18 protein-coding genes are annotated in these 19,009 nt (G+C 52.0%); 4 read left to right on the forward strand and 14 right to left on the reverse strand.

Going from position 1 to position 19,009, the window contains the following annotated elements:
* Positions 1 to 194 precede the first annotated feature (194 nt).
* Positions 195 to 827 carry a helix-turn-helix domain-containing protein gene (locus OGY35_RS08815; protein WP_178828371.1) on the forward strand — a complete coding sequence of 211 codons (633 nt, stop codon included), beginning with the start codon at positions 195 to 197 and terminating at the stop codon, positions 825 to 827.
* A 465-nt stretch (positions 828 to 1,292) separates the two neighbouring features.
* Here the strand turns inward: OGY35_RS08815 and OGY35_RS08820 are convergent, their stop codons facing one another.
* Positions 1,293 to 1,511: a hypothetical protein gene (locus OGY35_RS08820; protein WP_178828373.1), complete on the reverse strand. Its 219-nt coding sequence runs from the start codon at positions 1,509 to 1,511 to the stop codon at positions 1,293 to 1,295.
* A 206-nt stretch (positions 1,512 to 1,717) separates the two neighbouring features.
* Here OGY35_RS08820 and OGY35_RS08825 point away from each other — a divergent pair, with 206 nt between their 5' ends.
* Positions 1,718 to 2,467: a 4'-phosphopantetheinyl transferase family protein gene (locus OGY35_RS08825; RefSeq protein ID WP_178828375.1), complete on the forward strand. Its 750-nt coding sequence runs from the start codon at positions 1,718 to 1,720 to the stop codon at positions 2,465 to 2,467.
* Between the two features lie 10 nt (positions 2,468 to 2,477).
* Positions 2,478 to 3,044, forward strand: coding sequence for an NADPH-dependent FMN reductase (locus tag OGY35_RS08830; protein ID WP_152400829.1), 567 nt, complete (start codon positions 2,478 to 2,480; stop codon positions 3,042 to 3,044).
* Between the two features lie 176 nt (positions 3,045 to 3,220).
* Here OGY35_RS08830 and adeP read toward each other — a convergent pair whose 3' ends face one another.
* On the reverse strand, positions 3,221 to 4,558 hold the full coding sequence (gene adeP, locus OGY35_RS08835; RefSeq protein WP_152400830.1) for an adenine permease AdeP: 1,338 nt from the start codon (positions 4,556 to 4,558) through the stop codon (positions 3,221 to 3,223).
* Between the two features lie 166 nt (positions 4,559 to 4,724).
* Here adeP and yieH point away from each other — a divergent pair, with 166 nt between their 5' ends.
* Positions 4,725 to 5,390 (forward strand): 6-phosphogluconate phosphatase, encoded by a 666-nt coding sequence (gene yieH, locus OGY35_RS08840; protein ID WP_178828377.1) that lies wholly within the window; start codon positions 4,725 to 4,727, stop codon positions 5,388 to 5,390.
* Between the two features lie 90 nt (positions 5,391 to 5,480).
* Here the strand turns inward: yieH and phoU are convergent, their stop codons facing one another.
* The 12 genes from phoU to atpH form a co-directional block, all read right to left on the reverse strand.
* Positions 5,481 to 6,206 (reverse strand): phosphate signaling complex protein PhoU, encoded by a 726-nt coding sequence (gene phoU / locus OGY35_RS08845; RefSeq protein ID WP_042998746.1) that lies wholly within the window; start codon positions 6,204 to 6,206, stop codon positions 5,481 to 5,483.
* A 24-nt stretch (positions 6,207 to 6,230) separates the two neighbouring features.
* Positions 6,231 to 7,004: a phosphate ABC transporter ATP-binding protein PstB gene (pstB, locus tag OGY35_RS08850; RefSeq protein WP_042998747.1), complete on the reverse strand. Its 774-nt coding sequence runs from the start codon at positions 7,002 to 7,004 to the stop codon at positions 6,231 to 6,233.
* Positions 7,005 to 7,051: 47 nt separating this feature from the next.
* A complete protein-coding gene (pstA, locus tag OGY35_RS08855) occupies positions 7,052 to 7,942 on the reverse strand; it encodes a phosphate ABC transporter permease PstA (protein WP_152400834.1) in 891 nt (296 codons plus the stop codon).
* Entirely contained in the window at positions 7,942 to 8,901 is a 960-nt protein-coding gene (pstC, locus tag OGY35_RS08860) for a phosphate ABC transporter permease PstC (RefSeq protein ID WP_042323550.1), read from the reverse strand. Before pstC ends, pstA begins: the two co-directional genes overlap by 1 nt.
* Positions 8,902 to 9,045: 144 nt before the next feature.
* Complete coding sequence (gene pstS, locus OGY35_RS08865; protein WP_286632042.1) at positions 9,046 to 10,086, reverse strand: phosphate ABC transporter substrate-binding protein PstS; 1,041 nt, start codon at positions 10,084 to 10,086, stop codon at positions 9,046 to 9,048.
* Positions 10,087 to 10,404: 318 nt separating this feature from the next.
* On the reverse strand, positions 10,405 to 12,234 hold the full coding sequence (gene glmS, locus OGY35_RS08870; protein WP_286632044.1) for a glutamine--fructose-6-phosphate transaminase (isomerizing): 1,830 nt from the start codon (positions 12,232 to 12,234) through the stop codon (positions 10,405 to 10,407).
* 228 nt (positions 12,235 to 12,462) lie between these two features.
* Positions 12,463 to 13,833 (reverse strand): bifunctional UDP-N-acetylglucosamine diphosphorylase/glucosamine-1-phosphate N-acetyltransferase GlmU, encoded by a 1,371-nt coding sequence (gene glmU, locus OGY35_RS08875; RefSeq protein ID WP_286632045.1) that lies wholly within the window; start codon positions 13,831 to 13,833, stop codon positions 12,463 to 12,465.
* 311 nt (positions 13,834 to 14,144) lie between these two features.
* Entirely contained in the window at positions 14,145 to 14,564 is a 420-nt protein-coding gene (locus OGY35_RS08880; RefSeq protein WP_003023809.1) for a F0F1 ATP synthase subunit epsilon, read from the reverse strand.
* Between the two features lie 20 nt (positions 14,565 to 14,584).
* Positions 14,585 to 15,967 carry a F0F1 ATP synthase subunit beta gene (gene atpD, locus OGY35_RS08885; RefSeq protein ID WP_003023806.1) on the reverse strand — a complete coding sequence of 461 codons (1,383 nt, stop codon included), beginning with the start codon at positions 15,965 to 15,967 and terminating at the stop codon, positions 14,585 to 14,587.
* 26 nt (positions 15,968 to 15,993) lie between these two features.
* Complete coding sequence (gene atpG / locus OGY35_RS08890; protein ID WP_005121458.1) at positions 15,994 to 16,857, reverse strand: F0F1 ATP synthase subunit gamma; 864 nt, start codon at positions 16,855 to 16,857, stop codon at positions 15,994 to 15,996.
* 50 nt (positions 16,858 to 16,907) lie between these two features.
* The gene (atpA, locus tag OGY35_RS08895) at positions 16,908 to 18,449 is read right to left on the reverse strand and encodes a F0F1 ATP synthase subunit alpha (RefSeq protein WP_042323559.1); all 1,542 of its coding nucleotides are present in this window, start codon (positions 18,447 to 18,449) and stop codon (positions 16,908 to 16,910) included.
* 12 nt (positions 18,450 to 18,461) lie between these two features.
* Positions 18,462 to 18,995 (reverse strand): F0F1 ATP synthase subunit delta, encoded by a 534-nt coding sequence (atpH, locus tag OGY35_RS08900; protein WP_152400840.1) that lies wholly within the window; start codon positions 18,993 to 18,995, stop codon positions 18,462 to 18,464.
* Positions 18,996 to 19,009: the final 14 nt, after the last annotated feature.

The raw sequence follows: 19,009 nt of genomic DNA on the forward strand, positions 1-19,009 counted from the left end.
ATCCAATTGTTAATACAAGGAACTCAAGTCCAGCTAAACACTCTTATCAACGTCGGGATGACAAATGCAAAAGGTATTTTTGTTACCCCCTTGCGGCGACATTACTTTTAAAACGAGAATAGTGTTTAACCGGGGTTTATAAATGCAATGATTGCGTTTACAATAACATATCAATGATTTTCCTGGAGGATATAATGGAAAAAACGCTTATTACACCAGCAATTAACATGCCGATCTTTAAGCCTAAAGAAGAGATAGTCGAGTTGATTTCATTACTAATGCCCTGGGCACAGCCTCTCAGGAGTCATCAGATCATCACACCGGAAATTGGCGTTATACTTCATACCGAAGGTATCGTGCAACTTTCCAGTATAGAAGATGATTACATAATATGGCAAGTTCCGGCACCGAATGTTTTTTGTCTTAGTGAAGTCATAACTGGGTTGAAGATAGCCACTTATCGCAGATTCAAAAGTAAACTTTGGTTTGTGCCACGAGAGAATGTATTACAAGCGTTAAATGACAAGCCTGAACACTGGGCTGCAGTTTCAACAATATTAGCATTTCAGTTAAGTGTTGCACTTTACCGAGATCGGTTAATGTCAGAAAGAAAAACGAGTGAAATTGTATGGCTGTATCTTATTCAAATAAATAATCTCCCTGAGACTGAACGTTGTAAAATAAATGTTTGCTCCTATATTTGTGAACGTACAAAAGTATCCAAAAGTGCCGTAATGGAAGAGTTAAAAAAATTCAGAGACCGCGATTTAATATCCATTAAAAAAGGCATACTGATTGCAATTGACATAGAGGCTCAGCACAAATAGTTCACCATACAATGAGGTTTTTTGTTTCCAGCCAGAAATGAGATTAGCCATTCATTATTTTTGTATCCAATATCACTGGATTTATTCAACCTAAAATGCCTCAGAGCGAAAGGGCAATATATTCAACGCATCGCGCATATCGTCACAGCCCAGCAAACGCTGAGATTTATTCTCTGTTGGTTTTCTCCGCCACCGCGAAGGAACATCGCCGCGAGAATTCATTGTGAATGATTAATGTCGCGTTTGTCCTGAACGAATTCAAGACGCTGATTGTCTACGATAACCCAAGGTCGATTTCCGAGAAACTCTCATCAGTGACGTAGGAAAGAACTGAACCATTAAACCGCTATTCTTTTCACCCATCCGGATAATGCCAGACTTCGATATATTTACCGATGGCCTTTCGATTTAACTCGCTGTGGCATGTTAGACAGAGCACTTTGTCATACGATACGGTCAGGGATTTTAAATCTCACCATGAGAAAAATGCTGCAAGATCATTATCATTTCCAGGTGGCTGATGGACGTCAAAGTCATATCGGAGGCATTAGCAAATGCGCCTATTGTCATCACCATAACCAACTCCACCAGCCCCCTTGTCGCCCGATCTCTGCCATTCAATGCCGCGTGCTGGAAAAACGGTTGATACCTTTCCCCCAACGCTGGCACAACCGCAGCAGCCATAGCCCGAAATTCATCTGGTTAAGAGAGAACATCAACGCCCTGTATCACGACCGGTCCTGACGCAAAAACAGCCAATATGCACCAGGAAATGTAAATGCGCGTAAGGGAGGCTGATTCAGTCGTACTTTTTGGCGATTTACTCTGTCTATAAACCGAGTAAATGTTACTCTCGTCATTATCAACGACCATTAATCATGGAGAGAAAAATGGCGACCCATTTTGCCAGAGGGATCCTGACGGAGGGACACCTGATTTCTATGCGTCTCCCGTCATCCTGCCATCATGAAGCACGAAGACTGCCAACACATCGCCAGACCCGTTTTCTGGCATCCCGAGGCCTTCTCGCCGAGCTGATGTTTATGCTGTATGGCACGCTCGAGTTACCGGAAATCGTATACAAAGCCAAAGGTAAGCCGGCGTTTCGCGATAAAAATTTGCCGAGTTTTTCCATCGCCTATGCTGGCAATATGGTCGGCGTGACGCTGACAACCGAAGGGGAATGTGGACTGGATATGGAACTCCAGCGCGCTACCCGAGGATTTATCAGCCCCCATTCTGTTGAGGTTCCGGCCTTTTCCAGCATTGAAAATCTGTGGATCAGCAAGCAAAACGATCCGGACGAAGCGCGTGCACAGATGATCACCTTGCGTCAGAGCGTCCTGAAACTGACGGGGGACGTCCGCAATGACGATCCGCGCGAGCTGCAGCTACTACCGGGTGCCGGGCGTCTGAAATGTGCACATGTTACCCAGATTGAAGCCATCTGTGATGCCGAAGACCTGCTGGTATGGTCGGTTGCGGTTACACCAGGCATTGATAAACTTCAGCTTTGGGAGTTTGATGGTAAGCAGGGCTGGAAAAGCCTGCCTGATATCCAGACCCGTGCGAATGCGCCAACGGGTCGTCTGATGCGATTCGCGCAATTATCTGCTGCGACGTCTTATACGCATAACTGATGGAGTTACCATGTCTGAAACGTTGAACGTTGTTACGTTACTGGGAAGCCTGCGCAAAGGTTCATTTAACGGTATGGTTGCCCGTACGCTGCCTAAAATAGCCCCGGCGGGGATGGAAGTGAGTGCGTTACCGTCTATCGGTGATATCCCACTTTACGATGCCGACGTGCAACAGGAAGAAGGTTTTCCAGCAAGCGTTGAAGCACTGGCTGAACAAATTCGCAATGCCGATGGCGTGGTTATCGTCACTCCTGAATATAACTACTCGGTGCCGGGTGGCCTGAAAAATGCCATCGACTGGCTGTCGCGCCTGCCCGATCAGCCGCTTTCCGGCAAACCGGTGCTTATCCAGACCAGTTCAATGGGGGCGATTGGCGGAGCACGCTGCCAGTATCATCTGCGCCAGATTCTGGTCTTCCTGGATGCGATGGTGATGAACAAGCCTGAATTTATGGGTGGAGTGATTCAGAACAAAGTGGACCCGCAGACGGGTGAAGTGATCGATCAGAGTACCCTGGACCATCTGACTGGCCAGCTCACCGCGTTTGGCGACTATATCCAGCGGGTTAAAGCCTAATAAAAAGCCCGGTGGCGCTAGCGCTTACCGGGCCGACACTCTCCTGTAGGTCAGGTAAGCGAAGCGCCACCTGACACCACAAACTACATCCAGCGCGTGAAAGCGTAAAACCATCCGACCTACTATCGCAATTTGTAGGCCGGATAAGCGCAGCGTCATCCGGCAACGGCAAGAAGTTAGTGTGCGTCGATAAACACAATCTTCAGCACAAACAACAGCGCCACAACCACTACGCACGGGCTCAGATCGCGCAGACGACCGGTACCGATTTTCATCACGCAGTAAGAGATAAAGCCCAGCGCGATCCCTTCGGTAATTGAGAAGCTGAATGGCATCATCACGGCAGTGATAAACGCCGGCACGGATTCAGTAAGGTCGTCCCACTTCACGCGCGCCAGGCTGGAGGTCATTAACACGCCAACGTAAATCAGCGCACCCGCAGCTGCATAGCCCGGCACCATCCCCGCCAGCGGCGACAGGAAGATAACCAACAGGAACAGCAGACCCACGATCACAGCGGTCAAGCCGGTGCGCCCACCGACAGAAACGCCGGAAGAGGACTCGATATAAGCGGTGACGGAAGAGGTACCGATAAATGCCCCGGTCACGGAGGAGACGCTATCAACAAACAGCGCCTGTTTCATGCGCGGGAATTTCCCTTTTTCATCCGCCAGACCGGCTTTGTCAGTCACGCCGATCAGTGTCCCGGAGGAGTCAAACAGGTTAACCAGCATGAAGGAGAAAATCACCCCAGCCAGACCGATGTTAAACGAGCCTGCCAGATCGACATGCCCAATCACCGACGAGACGCTCGGCGGCGCAGAGACAATACCGTTATAGTGCACATCACCCAGCATCCAGCCCAACAGCGTGGTGACGATGATAGACACCAGCACGGCGGCGTGAATGTTACGTGACGCCAGGATAGCGATGATAAAGAAACCGAGCACGCCCAACAGTACGCTGTGGGAGGTCAGATTACCGATGCTCACCAGCGTTTCAGGATTCGCGACGATCACGCCTGCGTTTTTCAGACCCATCATGCCGATGAATAAACCGATACCGCTGGTAATACCCACACGCAGACTGACCGGAATATTGGCAATCATCCAGTAACGCACGCGGAAGATAGTCAGCAGCAGCAGACCGACGGCGCCCCAGAAAATCGCCCCCATACCGACCTGCCACGACAGACCCATCGCGCCGACCACAACGAAGGCAAAGAACGCATTCAGCCCCATCGCGGGCGCCAGCGCCACCGGCAGATTAGCAAACAGACCCATCAGAATGCTGCCAAACGCGGCAATCAGACAGGTGGTCACAAAGACGGCGCTGGTGTCCATGCCTGCCACGCCCAGAATTTGCGGGTTAACAAAAACGATGTAAACCATCGTCAGGAAGGTGGTAAAACCGGCTATCACTTCGGTCCGTGCCGTCGTGCCATGTTCGCGCAGTTTAAACACGCGTTCCAGCATCCCCTGACCAGACGTCTGGGTTGTGTGTTGTTGACTCATTATCAATTTCCAAACAAGGAGGGAAAATTCGTCGCTATCCTATACCAAAATGCGACAATAGGGGGTGATTGTGAGATGTTTTTTTCATTGCATTTGCTTATACGGCAACGATTGCGTTGCACAATCAGGCAGTACGTAAACGTTAAACTAGTGAAAAGGGAAAGGCATGTCCGGAATTGAAGCGGTATTTTTCGACTGTGACGGTACGCTGGTCGACAGTGAAGTGATCTGTTCCCGCGCGTATGTCGCAATGTTCCAGGAATTCGGTATCACCCTCGATCTCGAAGACACTTTTAAACGCTTTAAGGGCGTAAAACTCTACGAAATCATTGATATCATAAATGAGGAACATGGGGTGACGTTGGCAAAAGCCGACTTAGAACCCGTCTACCGCGCCGAGGTCGCACGCCTGTTCGACTCAGAGCTGGAAGTGATCCCTGGTGCGAATACACTGCTGGACAGCATGACGGTGCCGATGTGCGTGGTCTCTAACGGTCCGGTCAGCAAAATGCAGCACTCGCTGGGTAAACTGGGCATGCTGCACCATTTCCCGGACAAGCTGTACAGCGGTTACGATATTCAACGCTGGAAGCCCGATCCGGCGCTGATGTTCCATGCGGCAAAAGCCATGAACGTCAATGCACAGAACTGCATTCTGGTAGACGACTCTTCTGCGGGTGCACAGTCAGGAATTGATGCCGGAATGGAAGTGTTCTACTTCTGCGCCGATCCGCATAACAAACCGATCGATCATCCGAAAGTGACAACCTTTACCAGCCTGGAACAGTTGCCAGCGTTGTGGAAGGCGCGCGGGTGGAATATTACGCGATAATAAAAAAGCCGGATGGCGTTCGCGCTTATCCGGCCTACAGGATCCATGGTTTTGTAGGGCGGGTAAGCGAAGCGCCACCCGCCAAAAAAATCACTCTTTCGGATCTTTACCCGCCAGCAGCTTATCCAGCTCATCGCCGCCCACGTGGCGGAAATCCTGACCCTTCACGAAGTAAAAGATGTATTCGCAGATATTCTGGCAGCGGTCGCCAATACGCTCGATAGAGCGTGCGCAGAACAACGCGGTCAGCACGCTGGGAATCGTACGCGAATCTTCCATCATATAGGTCATCAGTTGACGTACGATCCCTTCGTATTCCTGGTCAACTTTCTTGTCTTCACGGTAGATACGAACCGCTTCGTCCAGATCCATACGCGCAAACGCATCCAGCACATCGTGCAGCATCTGTATGGTATGACGACCCAGTGACTCCAGGCTCACCAACAGCGGCTGGTGCTGCTGGGAGAATTTCTCCAGCGCAGTACGACAAATTTTATCCGCCACGTCGCCAATACGCTCCAGCTCGGCGATGGTTTTGATGATAGCCATCACCAGACGCAGGTCGCTCGCCGTGGGCTGACGCTTGGCGATGATGCGAACACAGGCTTCATCGATCGCCACTTCCATCATGTTGACGTGCTTATCGCCATCAACAACGCGTTTCGCCAGCTCGCTGTCCTGATTGTGCATCGCGGTAATAGCATCAGAAAGCTGCTGCTCAACCATGCCGCCCATCGTCATTACCTGAGTGCGGATGCTTTCCAGTTCGGCGTTGAACTGACCGGAAATGTGTTTATTAAGGTTTAAATTGTCCATCATTTCTCCAGATGCCCGGGCATATCAACCGTAGCGGCCAGTAATGTAATCTTCGGTTTGTTTCTTCGCGGGCTTGGTGAACAGGTCGTCCGTGTTGCTGAACTCAATCAACTCGCCCAGGTACATAAACGCCGTATGGTCGGAACAACGCGCAGCCTGCTGCATGTTGTGGGTCACGATCACCACGGTGTAATCCTGTTTCAGCTCAGTAATCAGCTCTTCGATACGACCCGTTGAGATAGGGTCCAGCGCTGAACATGGCTCATCCAGCAGCAAGACTTCCGGGCGAATGGCGATACCCCGCGCGATGCACAGACGCTGCTGCTGACCACCGGAGAGAGAGTACCCGCTCTGGTGCAATTTATCTTTGGTTTCATTCCACAATGCGGCCTTGGTCAACGCCCACTGCACGCGCTCATCCATATCCGCACGGGACAGCTTCTCAAACAGACGCACGCCAAAAGCGATGTTGTCGTAGATAGACATCGGGAACGGCGTCGGCTTCTGGAATACCATCCCCACTTTGGCACGCAGCAGAGCGATATCCTGGGTGTTGGTGAGGATATTGTCACCATCCAGCAGAATTTCACCTTCCGCACGCTGTTCCGGATACAGTTCAAACATCTTGTTGAACGTACGCAGCAGCGTCGATTTACCGCAGCCAGAGGGCCCGATAAACGCCGTCACCTGATTCTTCGCGATATCCAGGTTGATGTTCTTCAGGGCATGGAATTTGCCGTAGTAGAAGTTCAAATCACGAACCTGAATCTTACCCGGAGCAGTATCAACCATACTCATTTCAATCTATTCCTCATTCGGCGTCGCATCCGCCACGCCGCAAATAATTAACCGTGTTTACTCTTGGCGAAAATAACGCGTGCCAGAATGTTCAGCAGCAGTACGCACAGCGTAATGATCAGCACCCCGGCCCACGCCAACTGCTGCCATTCAGCAAACGGGCTCATCGCAAATTTAAAGATGGTGACCGGCAGGTTGGCGATCGGCTGCATCATGTCGGTACTCCAGAACTGGTTGGAGAGCGCAGTAAACAGCAGCGGGGCGGTTTCACCCGCGATACGCGCAATCGCCAGCAGGATACCGGTCATAATCCCGGAAACAGACGCTTTCAACGTAATCGCGGAGATCATTTTCCACTTCGGCGTCCCCAGCGCATAAGCCGCTTCACGCAGGCTGTCCGGCACCAGTTTCAACATGTTCTCGGTGGTTCGAATCACGATAGGCACCTGCAGCAGCGCCAGCGCGATTACGCCCGCCCAGCCGGAGAAATGCTCCATCTGCGCCACCACGATGGTGTACACGAACAGACCAACCACAATAGACGGGGCGGAAAGCAGAATATCGTTGATGAAACGAATCACTTCCGCCAGCCACGATTTACGACCATATTCCGCCAGATAAATCCCGGCCATGATGCCCAACGGCGTACCAAACACGGTCGCCCAGAGGATCAACAAACCACTGCCCGCCAGGGCATTCGCCAGACCGCCACCCGTTGTGTTCGGCGGCGGCGTCATTTCGGTGAACAGCGCCAGCGACATTCCGTCGATACCGCGGGTAATCGTGGACATCAGGATCCAGACGAGCCAGAACAGGCCAAACGCCATCGTCGCCATTGAGAGCGTCAGCGCGATACGGTTTTTCATCCGGCGACGCGCCTGCATTTTGCGGCGGGATTCCGCCAGCGCTGCGGTGGTTTGCATTTCAAGCGTAGCCATTAGCGTGCCCCCTCGTTCTTCGCAAGGCGCAAAATCATAAACTTAGACGCTGCCAGCACGATGAAGGTAATCACAAACAGAATCAGCCCCAGCTCCATCAACGCCGCAACGTGCAGACCAGATTCCGCTTCCGCAAATTCATTCGCCAGCGCCGAGGTAATGCTGTTACCAGGCATATACAGCGACGCGCTGTCGAGCTGGTAGGTATTACCGATGATAAAGGTGACCGCCATCGTTTCACCCAGAGCACGACCCAGCCCCAGCATGATGCCGCCAATCACCCCATTTTTGGTGAACGGCAGTACGATGCGCCAGATAACCTCCCAGGTGGTGCAGCCGATACCGTAGGCAGACTCTTTCATCATCACCGGCGTTTGTTCGAACACATCACGCATTACCGCCGCAATGTAGGGAATTATCATGATGGCGAGGATCACCCCTGCCGCCAGAATACCGATACCAAACGCCGGGCCGGAGAACAGCGCGCCAACAAACGGAATGTTGGAAAGGATATTCCCGACCGGTTCCTGGAAATAAGTCGCAAACAACGGCGCAAAGATAAACAGGCCCCACATGCCGTATACGATACTCGGGATAGCCGCCAGCAGTTCAATTGCGATGCCCAGCGGGCGACGCAGCCAGCCAGGCGCAAGTTCCGTCAAAAACAGGGCAATGCCGAAGCTCACCGGAACGGCGATCAGCAGTGCGATAAAGGAGGTGACCAGCGTACCGTAGATCGGTACCAGCGCACCGTAGATGTCGTTTGGCGCGTCCCAGTCTTTCGTCCAGAGGAATGAGAAACCAAATTTCTCAATGCTGGGCCAGGAGGAGATGATCAGAGAGACAATAATGCCACCCAACATCAATAGCACAATCAGCGCAGCCAGTTTTACCAGCGCGCTGAAGATTTTGTCACCCTTTTTACCCGGCGGGTTAAAAGCAGGCTTGGTTGCAGCCATAAATCACTCTTTCCATTAAACGCGTTTACGAAGTTGCCCCAGCCGGATGGCGCTACGCTTATCCGGCCTACAAAGCGGGCCTACATTCATAACTGTAGGGCGGATAAGCGTAGCGCCATCCGCCAATTCGTCAAAGATATTCTGTTAGTACAGCGCTTTACCGCTGCTGTCTTTCACATTGGTCTTCCATGCCGCACGGATCTGCTCAACCACGCTGTCCGGCAGGCTGGCGTAATCCAGTTCATTAGCCTGTTTGCCGCCATTTTTGTATGCCCAGTCGAAGAATTTCAGCACTTCAGCACCCTGCTCAGGTTTCTTCTGCTCTTTGTGAACCAGGATGAAAGTGGTGGAAGTAATTGGCCACGCACCGTCACCTTTCTGGTTCGTCAGATCCTGCGCGAAAGATTTGCTCCAGTCAGCACCTTTCGCGGCGTTGGCGAAGTTCTCTTCGGTTGGGCTAACCGGTTTGCCATCAGCTGAAATCAGCTTGGTATACGCCAGGTTGTTCTGCTTAGCGTAAGCGTATTCAACGTAGCCGATGGAGCCTGGCAGACGCTGTACGAACGCGGCGATACCGTCGTTACCTTTACCGCCGAGGCCTGTCGGCCAGTTAACGGTAGAGCCTGCGCCCACTTTGGTCTTCCACTCTTCGTTGACTTTTGCCAGATAGCTGGTGAAGACGAAGGAGGTACCGGAACCATCAGCACGACGCACGACGGCGATGTTCTGAGAAGGCAATTTCACGCCCGGGTTCAGTTTGGTGATGGCTTCATCATCCCACTTCTTGATTTTACCCAGGTAGATGTCACCCAGCGTTTTACCATCCAGCACCAGTTCGCCAGACTTCAGACCCGGGATGTTCACCGCCAGTACCACGCCGCCAATAACGGTCGGGAACTGGAACAGGCCTTCCTGATTCAGTTTTTCGTCAGACAGCGGCGCATCAGAGGCACCGAAATCAACGGTATTCGCTGTAATTTGTTTAACACCACCGGAGGAGCCGATACCCTGGTAGTTGACTTTACTACCGGTCTCTTTCTGATAAGTATCAGCCCATTTGGCATACACCGGCGCAGGAAAAGTTGCACCTGCACCTGTCAGACTTGCTGCTGCTAACGCAGAGAAAGCGCTCATAGATAAGGTCGCGGCGACAACAGTTGCGACAGTGGTACGCATAACTTTCATAATGTCTCCTGCAAGATTTTCGTAAATCATTGTTAAGTGGCTACGATGAGCAAAATAGGACAAACAGGTGACAGTTAAATGTACGAAATATGACAGTTTTATGACAATGAAAATTTCAGTTAAATGTAAATCATTTTTTTACTATTTATCATAAAGTTAACTAACAATATGACAATAGCTTTTCAGGAAAATTTTATTTCTGTGACACTGAAAAAAGTAGCTGAAGATGACGATTTGTCACATTAAAACGGCAGGAGAATTGATTAAAAACAGAGCGGAAGTGAAAAAAATGCCCCGCTTTCGCAGGGCATGAACGTTTTACTCGACGGTAACCGATTTAGCCAGGTTACGCGGCTGATCCACGTCGGTGCCTTTAATCAGCGCCACGTGATAGGCCAGCAGCTGTAGCGGCACGGTGTAGAAGATCGGTGCAATCACCTCTTCCACATGCGGCATCTCAATGATGTGCATATTGTCGCTGCTGGCAAAACCGGCGTCCTGATCGGCGAAGACATACAGCTGACCACCACGGGCGCGCACTTCTTCGATGTTGGACTTCAGTTTTTCCAGCAGTTCGTTGTTCGGGGCAACAACGATAACCGGCATATCGGCATCAATCAGCGCCAGTGGGCCGTGTTTCAGCTCACCTGCCGCATAGGCTTCTGCGTGAATGTAGGAGATCTCTTTCAGCTTCAACGCGCCTTCCAGCGCGATCGGATACTGATCGCCACGGCCCAGGAACAGGGCGTGATGTTTGTCAGAGAAATCTTCAGCCAACGCTTCAATGCGCTTGTCCTGAGAAAGCATTTGCTCGATACGGCTCGGCAGCGCCTGCAGACCATGAACGATGTCATGCTCAATGGACGCATCCAGACCTTTCAGACGCGCCAGTTTCGCCACCAGCATCAACAGAACGGTTAACTGAGTGGTAAACGCTTTCGTCGACGCCACGCCGATTTCCGTGCCGGCATTGGTCATCATCGCCAGATCCGATTCACGCACCAGAGAAGAGCCCGGAACGTTACAGATGGCGAGTGAGCCCAGATAGCCCAGCTCTTTCGACAAACGCAGACCTGCCAGCGTATCTGCCGTTTCGCCAGACTGAGACAGGGTGATCATCAGGCTGTTACGGCGTACTGCTGATTTGCGGTAACGGAATTCTGAGGCGATTTCGACGTCGCACGGAATACCGGCCAGCGATTCAAACCAGTAGCGAGAAACCATCCCGGAGTTATAGGACGTCCCACACGCGATGATCTGGATATGCTCAACCTGAGACAACAGCTCGTTGGCCTTCGGTCCAAGTTCGCTTAAATCCACTTCGCCGTGGCTAATGCGCCCGGTCAGCGTATTTTTAATCGCGTTCGGCTGTTCGTAGATCTCTTTCTGCATGTAGTGGCGATAGATACCTTTATCACCTGCGTCATATTGCAGATTAGATTCGATGTCCTGACGTTTCACGTCCGCGCCAGTTTTATCAAAAATCGCGACAGAACGACGGGTCACTTCCGCAATATCGCCTTCTTCAAGGAAGATAAAGCGACGGGTTACCGGCAGCAGCGCCAGCTGATCGGAGGCGATAAAGTTCTCGCCCATACCCAGACCGATAACCAGCGGACTACCCGAACGCGCAGCCAGCAACGTATCCGGATGACGGGTATCCATGATAACCGTACCGTACGCACCGCGCAGTTGCGGGATAGTGCGCAGCACGGCATCACGCAGCGTACCGCCCTGTTCCAGTTCCCAGTGCACTAAGTGAGCAATCACTTCGGTGTCTGTTTCTGAAACGAAGGTATAGCCGCGCGCTTTCAGTTCTTCACGCAGCGGTTCATGGTTTTCGATGATGCCGTTATGCACCACCACAATGTGTTCAGAAACATGCGGATGCGCGTTTGCTTCCGAAGGTTCGCCATGCGTAGCCCAACGGGTGTGAGCAATACCGGTGCCGCCGTGCAGCGGATGTTCTTCCGCAGCCTGAGACAGCATCTGTACTTTACCCAGACGACGCAGACGGGTCATATGACCTTCTGCGTCCACCACGGCCAGACCAGCAGAGTCGTAACCGCGGTATTCCAGACGACGTAAACCTTCAAGAAGGATTTCAGCTACATCACGTTGCGCGATAGCGCCAACAATTCCACACATATTTTTTTATTCCGAATCAAGGCATTATGCCTGTCGTTGTCTTTCGACCTGTATGCCCGTTTTTTCGGGCGCCCCGAGCCTTGTAGAGAATGGGGTTATTTTTATAGGTACTGCTTTTAGGCGGGAGGTATATGTTTACCTCCTCAGCCGAGTTAGCCTGATGGCGGCTACGCCTTATCAGGCCTACAAAAACGTAGGGCGGGTAAACGAAGCACACCCGCCGGGTTGTTACTTTTTCTTCACCGGACGCTTCCAGCCCTGCTTATGCACCTGCGGCACTCGGCTGATGACCAGTTCATTATCCGCAACGTTGCGGGTGACGGTGGTCCCCGCTGCAATGGTCACCCCATTACCCACGGTCACCGGTGCCACCAGTTGGGTATCGGATCCGACAAACACATCGTCGCCAATGATGGTTTTAAACTTGTTCGCGCCATCGTAATTGCAGGTGATCGTACCTGCGCCAATATTCACGTTATCGCCAATTTCCGCATCGCCCAGATAGGTCAGGTGACCGGCTTTTGAGCCTTTACCGAGACGCGCTTTCTTCATCTCAACGAAGTTGCCCACGTGAGCACCTTCCATCAGCTGTGCACCAGGACGCAAACGAGCGAACGGCCCAATAGTGCATGCCGCGTCCAGATGGGCATCTTCCACCACGCTGTACGGACTGATTTCACAGTCATCGCCAATGACGCTGTTTTTAATGACGCAACCCGTCCCAATCTTCACACGATGGCCAAGCGTGACGTGACCTTCGATGATAACGTTAGTATCAATTTCGACATCTCGCCCGTGAGCGAGCGTACCGCGCAGGTCAAAACGCGCCGGATCGCGCAGCATCACGCCCGCCAGCAGCAGTTTTTCCGCTTGCTCGGACTGATAAACGCGTTCCAGACGGGAAAGTTGCAGACGGTTGTTTACACCTTCAACTTCACTCAGACGATCGGGATGAACTGCCGCGATTTCACGACCTTCCTGATAAGCCAGCGCAATGATATCGGTGATGTAGTATTCACCCTGTGCATTGTTATTGGTCAGTTTAGACAGCCAGCGCTTCATGTCAGCGCCGTTTGCAATCAGTATCCCGGTATTGATTTCCTGGATCTGACGCTGTTCATCGCTGGCATCTTTATGCTCAACGATACCGGTCACTTTGCCATTTTCACGCGTGATACGACCATAGCCGCTCGGATCGTCCAGCTTAACCGTGAGCAGACCAATCCCCCCCAGGGGTTTGGCATCGCGCAGGCGCTGTAAGGTTTCAATCGAGATCAGCGGGACGTCGCCGTAGAGCATTAAAATGTCTTCATCATCGCCAAAGAAAGGCGCTGCCTGCTGCATAGCGTGGCCTGTGCCCAACTGCTCCGCCTGCAACACCCAGTTCAGGTTGTCTTCTTTCAGGCTTTTTTTAAGCAGTTCGCCACCGTGGCCGTAAACGAGGTGCACCTGTGATGAACCTAATTCATTAGCAACATCAATGACATGCTGAACCATCGATTTCCCGGCAAGGGTATGCAGTACTTTTGGAAGATCGGAATACATACGTGTGCCTTTGCCTGCGGCAAGGATCACTACGCTCATCGCTTTATTCAACATACGCGTCCTGACTGTAATTTGAGAACGAATTTATACCGTTTCACGTTGAAAATACTACATTTTTTTCATCGTGAAATGGGCAGAGGATAAAACGCACAATCGCGAGATTTCCCCAACGGAGATAGAGACATTTTCGTCCATTGCTGCGGCTTTTGTCTTCTGAAAAGTCACCTGATACCGTGATTAACACGCCAGGCTAATGTTTTTGCTCTTTTTTTGATCCATAAAGAAAGATGACGCAACCGTACAAAAATAGCAGGCAAAAAAAAACCAGCCTGAAATCAGACTGGTTTTTGTTTTTCAACCCGGTGTTACATCGCTTTTTTGGTCAACTCGATAACGCGCAGTTTCGCGATCGCTTTGGCCAGTTCCGCAGATGCCTGAGCGTAATCCACGTCACCATGAGAGCTCTTAATATGCTCTTCAGCCTTACGTTTCGCTTCCAGGGCTCTCGCTTCATCGAGATCCTGCCCGCGAATCGCGGTATCAGCCAGTACGGTCACGCTGCCAGGTTGCACTTCGAGAATGCCGCCAGACAGGTAGATAAACTCTTCATGACCGAACTGTTTAACGATGCGGATCATACCAGGCTTAATGGCGGTGAGCAGTGGGGCATGCCCAGGGAAAATCCCCAGTTCACCTTCACTACCCGTTACCTGGATTTTCTCGACCAGACCAGAGAACATTTGTTGCTCTGCGCTGACGACGTCCAGGTGGTAAGTCATTGCCATATCACCCTCCGATTAAGGCGTTAAAGTTTTTTGGCTTTTTCTACGGCTTCGTCGATAGAACCAACCATGTAGAACGCCTGCTCTGGCAGGTGGTCATACTCGCCTTCCATGATGCCTTTAAAGCCACGGATGGTGTCTTTCAGGGAAACGTATTTACCCGGAGAACCGGTGAATACTTCCGCAACGAAGAACGGCTGGGACAGGAAGCGCTGGATCTTACGCGCACGTGCTACCACCAGTTTGTCTTCTTCAGACAGTTCATCCATACCCAGGATGGCGATGATGTCTTTCAGTTCCTGATAACGTTGCAGCAGGGACTGTACGCCACGCGCGGTGTCGTAGTGTTCCTGGCCAACCACCAGTGGATCCAGCTGACGGCTGGTGGAATCCAGCGGGTCAACGGCCGGGTAGATACCCAGAGACGCGATCTGACGGCTCAGTACCACGGTTGCATCTAAGTGAGCAAAGGTGGTGGCTGGTGACGGGTCAGTCAAGTCATCCGCAGGTACATATACCGCCTGAACGGAGGTAATAGAACCGGTTTTGGTAGAGGTGATACGTTCCTGCAGAACACCCATCTCTTCCGCCAGGGTCGGCTGGTAACCTACCGCTGATGGCATACGGCCCAGCAGTGCGGAAACTTCCGTACCGGCCAGGGTGTAACGATAGATGTTATCGACAAACAGCAGTACGTCACGACCTTCGTCACGGAATTTCTCTGCCATGGTCAGGCCGGTCAGCGCTACGCGCAGACGGTTTCCCGGCGGCTCGTTCATCTGGCCATATACCAGGGATACTTTATCCAGAACGTTGGAGTCGGTCATTTCGTGGTAGAAGTCGTTACCCTCACGAGTACGTTCACCTACGCCCGCAAACACAGAGTAACCGGAGTGCTCGATCGCGATGTTACGGATGAGCTCCATCATGTTTACGGTTTTACCTACACCCGCACCACCGAACAGACCGACTTTACCGCCCTTCGCAAACGGACACATCAAGTCGATAACTTTGATACCGGTTTCCAGCAGTTCCTGAGAGCTGGACAGCTCTTCATAGGACGGCGCTGCGCGGTGGATAGCCCAACGCTCTTCTTCACCGATATCGCCTTTCATGTCGATCGGGTGACCCAGGACGTTCATGATACGACCCAGGGTTGCTTTACCTACCGGGACTTCGATCGGGTGCTCGAGGTCTTTCACTTCCAGACCACGACGCAGACCGTCGGAAGAACCCATCGCGATGGTACGTACGATACCGCCGCCGAGCTGCTGCTGAACTTCCAGCACCAGACTCTCTTTACCATTCATAACCTCAAGAGCATCGTACACGCGCGGTACGGCATCCTGAGGGAATTCGACGTCAACCACGGCGCCGATTACCTGGACAATTTTTCCAGTAGCCATCTTGAATCCTCTACGAATTAACCTGGTTATACCGCGGATGCACCACCGACGATTTCGGTGAGTTCCTGAGTAATGCTGGCCTGACGAGCTTTGTTGTATACCAACTGCAGCTCTTTAATCAGGCTGCCGCCATTGTCGGTCGCGGCTTTCATCGCCACCATACGTGCGGCCTGCTCGCTGGCCAGGTTTTCTACCACGCCCTGATAAACCTGAGACTCAACGTAACGACGCAGCAGGGTATCCAGCAGCGGTTTCGGATCGGGTTCATACAGGTAATCCCAGGCTTTTTGTTTTAACTCTTCATCTTCTGATGCCGGTAATGGCAGCAGTTGAGTGAGAGTCGGAACCTGAGACATGGTGTTGATAAATTTGTTGCTGACAACGTACAGTCTGTCCAGACGACCTTCATCGTAGGCCTGCAGCATCACTTTAACCGGACCGATCAGTTCGGACAGGGAAGGGTTATCCCCCATACCGGTTACCTGAGCAACCACGTTACCACCAACGGAATTAAAGAAAGACACGCCCTTAGAGCCGATCATTGCGATATCGCACTGAACGCCTTTATCGGACCATGTTTTCATATCCGCCAGCAGCTTTTTGAACAGGTTAATGTTCAAGCCACCGCACAGACCACGGTCAGTCGACACCACCAGGTAGCCCACGCGTTTAACGTCGCGTTCTTCCAGGTACGGGTGCTTATATTCCAGATTACCATTCGCAAGGTGACCAATCACTTTGCGCATGGTCTCTGCATAAGGACGGCTGGCCGCCATGCGATCCTGCGATTTACGCATTTTGGAAGCGGCGACCATCTCCATCGCTTTAGTGATCTTCTGCGTGTTCTGGACGCTTGCGATCTTACTACGTATCTCTTTTGCGCCGGCCATGAGCTTCTCCTCAATGCCTTGCGGCCTGTCCTAAGACAAGCCGCCAGACGTTACCAGGACTGGGTTGCTTTGAAGGAATCGAGGATAGCTTTCAGCTTGCCTTCGATTTCGTCGTTATAGCCACCGGACTGGTTAATCTCTTGCATCAGCGGAGCGTGATCACGGTCGACGTAAGCCAGCAGAGCGGCTTCGAAGCTACCGATTTTCGCCAGTTCCACATCTTCGAGGTAACCGCGTTCAGCCGCAAACAGCACCACGCCCTGTTGTGCAACAGACATTGGGGCATACTGTTTCTGCTTCAGCAGTTCAGTTACTTTCTGACCGTGGCTCAGCTGCTTACGAGTAGCTTCATCCAGGTCGGAAGCGAACTGAGAAAACGCTGCCAGTTCACGATACTGTGCCAGCGCGGTACGAATACCACCAGACAGTTTCTTGATGATCTTGGTCTGCGCTGCGCCACCTACACGAGATACGGAGATACCCGGGTTAACTGCCGGACGAATACCGGAGTTGAACAGGTTGGTTTCCAGGAAGATCTGACCATCGGTAATAGAAATTACGTTGGTCGGAACGAACGCAGAAACGTCACCCGCCTGGGTTTCGATAATCGGCAGAGCGGTCAGGGAGCCGGTTTTACCTTTCACTTCACCATTGGTGAATTTCTCAACGTATTCCGCGTTAACGCGGGATGCGCGCTCCAGCAGACGGGAGTGGAGGTAGAATACGTCACCCGGGAAGGCTTCACGTCCTGGCGGACGACGGAGCAGCAGGGAAACCTGACGGTAAGCAACAGCCTGTTTAGACAGGTCATCATAAACGATCAGAGCATCTTCACCGCGGTCACGGAAGTATTCGCCCATTGCACAACCGGCATACGGCGCCAGGTATTGCAGTGCAGCAGATTCAGACGCGGTCGCCACCACAACGATGGTGTTGGCAAGTGCACCGTGTTCTTCCAGCTTACGAACCACGTTAGAAATAGTGGACGCTTTCTGGCCGATAGCCACGTACACACATTTGATGCCGGAGTCACGCTGGTTGATGATGGCATCGATTGCCATCGCGGTTTTACCGGTCTGACGGTCACCGATGATCAACTCACGCTGACCACGACCGATTGGGATCATGGCATCAACGGATTTATAACCGGTCTGCACCGGCTGATCGACGGACTGACGTTCGATTACGCCCGGTGCGATAACTTCGATTGGCGAGAAGCCATCGTTATCAACCGGACCTTTACCGTCAATCGGGGAACCCAGCGTGTTCACCACACGACCCAGCAGGCCACGGCCAACCGGAACTTCCAGAATACGCCCAGTACACTTAACCTTCATGCCTTCGGCGAGGTCAGCGTATGGACCCATCACCACTGCACCCACGGAGTCGCGCTCCAGGTTCAGTGCGATAGCGTAACGGTTACCCGGCAGGGAAATCATCTCACCCTGCATACAATCGGCCAGGCCGTGAATGCGGATAACACCGTCACTTACAGAAACAATAGTACCTTCGTTGTGAGCTTCACTCACAACATTGAACTGAGCAATGCGCTGCTTGATCAGTTCGCTGATTTCGGTGGAATTCAGTTGCATGCTCCAGTCCCCTTAAGACTGCAAGACGTCTGCAAGGCGTTCAAGACGGCCGCGTACGCTGCCATCAATGACCATATCACCCGCACGGATGATTACGCCCGCCATTACAGACTTATCGATTTTGCAATTCAGCTTAACTTTGCGTGACAGACGTTTTTCCATCGCAGCACTAATCTTCGCAAGCTGTTCTTCACTCAGTTCGTTCGCGGACGTGACTTCTACCTCAGAGATAGACTCACTCGCGGCACGCAGGTGAATAAACTGCTCAAGAACATCCGGGAGCGCGTTCAGACGGTTATTTTCAGCCATCACCTTAATCAGGTTCTGACCGTTTTCGTCCAGTTGCTCACCGCAAACTGCGATAAACGACTTAGCGAGCGTTTCCGGCGCCAGCGCGCCAGAGAGAAGCTCTGCCATTTGTTCGTTCTTAGTCACCTCAGCGGCAAACGCCAGCATGTCCTGCCAGCGCTCTACACATTGGTGTTCAACGGCAAAGTCAAAAGCTGCTTTGGCGTAGGGGCGAGCTACCGTAATAAATTCAGACATCAGCCCCTCCCTCC

It is taken from the genome of Citrobacter sp. Ct235, from assembly GCF_030332305.1.
In the GTDB taxonomy this organism is placed as follows: Bacteria; Pseudomonadota; Gammaproteobacteria; order Enterobacterales; family Enterobacteriaceae; genus Citrobacter_A; species Citrobacter_A telavivensis.

Coding starts and splice junctions, on each gene's coding strand:
- pstC (WP_042323550.1), bottom strand. CDS start 8,901: ATGGCTGCAACCAAGCCTGCTTTTAACCCGCCGGGTAAAAAGGGTGAC.
- yieH (WP_178828377.1), top strand. CDS start 4,725: ATGTCCGGAATTGAAGCGGTATTTTTCGACTGTGACGGTACGCTGGTC.
- atpD (WP_003023806.1), bottom strand. CDS start 15,967: ATGGCTACTGGAAAAATTGTCCAGGTAATCGGCGCCGTGGTTGACGTC.
- atpH (WP_152400840.1), bottom strand. CDS start 18,995: ATGTCTGAATTTATTACGGTAGCTCGCCCCTACGCCAAAGCAGCTTTT.
- pstS (WP_286632042.1), bottom strand. CDS start 10,086: ATGAAAGTTATGCGTACCACTGTCGCAACTGTTGTCGCCGCGACCTTA.
- OGY35_RS08815 (WP_178828371.1), top strand. CDS start 195: ATGGAAAAAACGCTTATTACACCAGCAATTAACATGCCGATCTTTAAG.
- adeP (WP_152400830.1), bottom strand. CDS start 4,558: ATGAGTCAACAACACACAACCCAGACGTCTGGTCAGGGGATGCTGGAA.
- glmS (WP_286632044.1), bottom strand. CDS start 12,234: ATGTGTGGAATTGTTGGCGCTATCGCGCAACGTGATGTAGCTGAAATC.
- pstA (WP_152400834.1), bottom strand. CDS start 7,942: ATGGCTACGCTTGAAATGCAAACCACCGCAGCGCTGGCGGAATCCCGC.
- OGY35_RS08880 (WP_003023809.1), bottom strand. CDS start 14,564: ATGGCAATGACTTACCACCTGGACGTCGTCAGCGCAGAGCAACAAATG.
- OGY35_RS08820 (WP_178828373.1), bottom strand. CDS start 1,511: ATGGCTGCTGCGGTTGTGCCAGCGTTGGGGGAAAGGTATCAACCGTTT.
- phoU (WP_042998746.1), bottom strand. CDS start 6,206: ATGGACAATTTAAACCTTAATAAACACATTTCCGGTCAGTTCAACGCC.
- atpA (WP_042323559.1), bottom strand. CDS start 18,449: ATGCAACTGAATTCCACCGAAATCAGCGAACTGATCAAGCAGCGCATT.
- glmU (WP_286632045.1), bottom strand. CDS start 13,833: ATGTTGAATAAAGCGATGAGCGTAGTGATCCTTGCCGCAGGCAAAGGC.
- atpG (WP_005121458.1), bottom strand. CDS start 16,857: ATGGCCGGCGCAAAAGAGATACGTAGTAAGATCGCAAGCGTCCAGAAC.
- OGY35_RS08830 (WP_152400829.1), top strand. CDS start 2,478: ATGTCTGAAACGTTGAACGTTGTTACGTTACTGGGAAGCCTGCGCAAA.
- OGY35_RS08825 (WP_178828375.1), top strand. CDS start 1,718: ATGGCGACCCATTTTGCCAGAGGGATCCTGACGGAGGGACACCTGATT.
- pstB (WP_042998747.1), bottom strand. CDS start 7,004: ATGAGTATGGTTGATACTGCTCCGGGTAAGATTCAGGTTCGTGATTTG.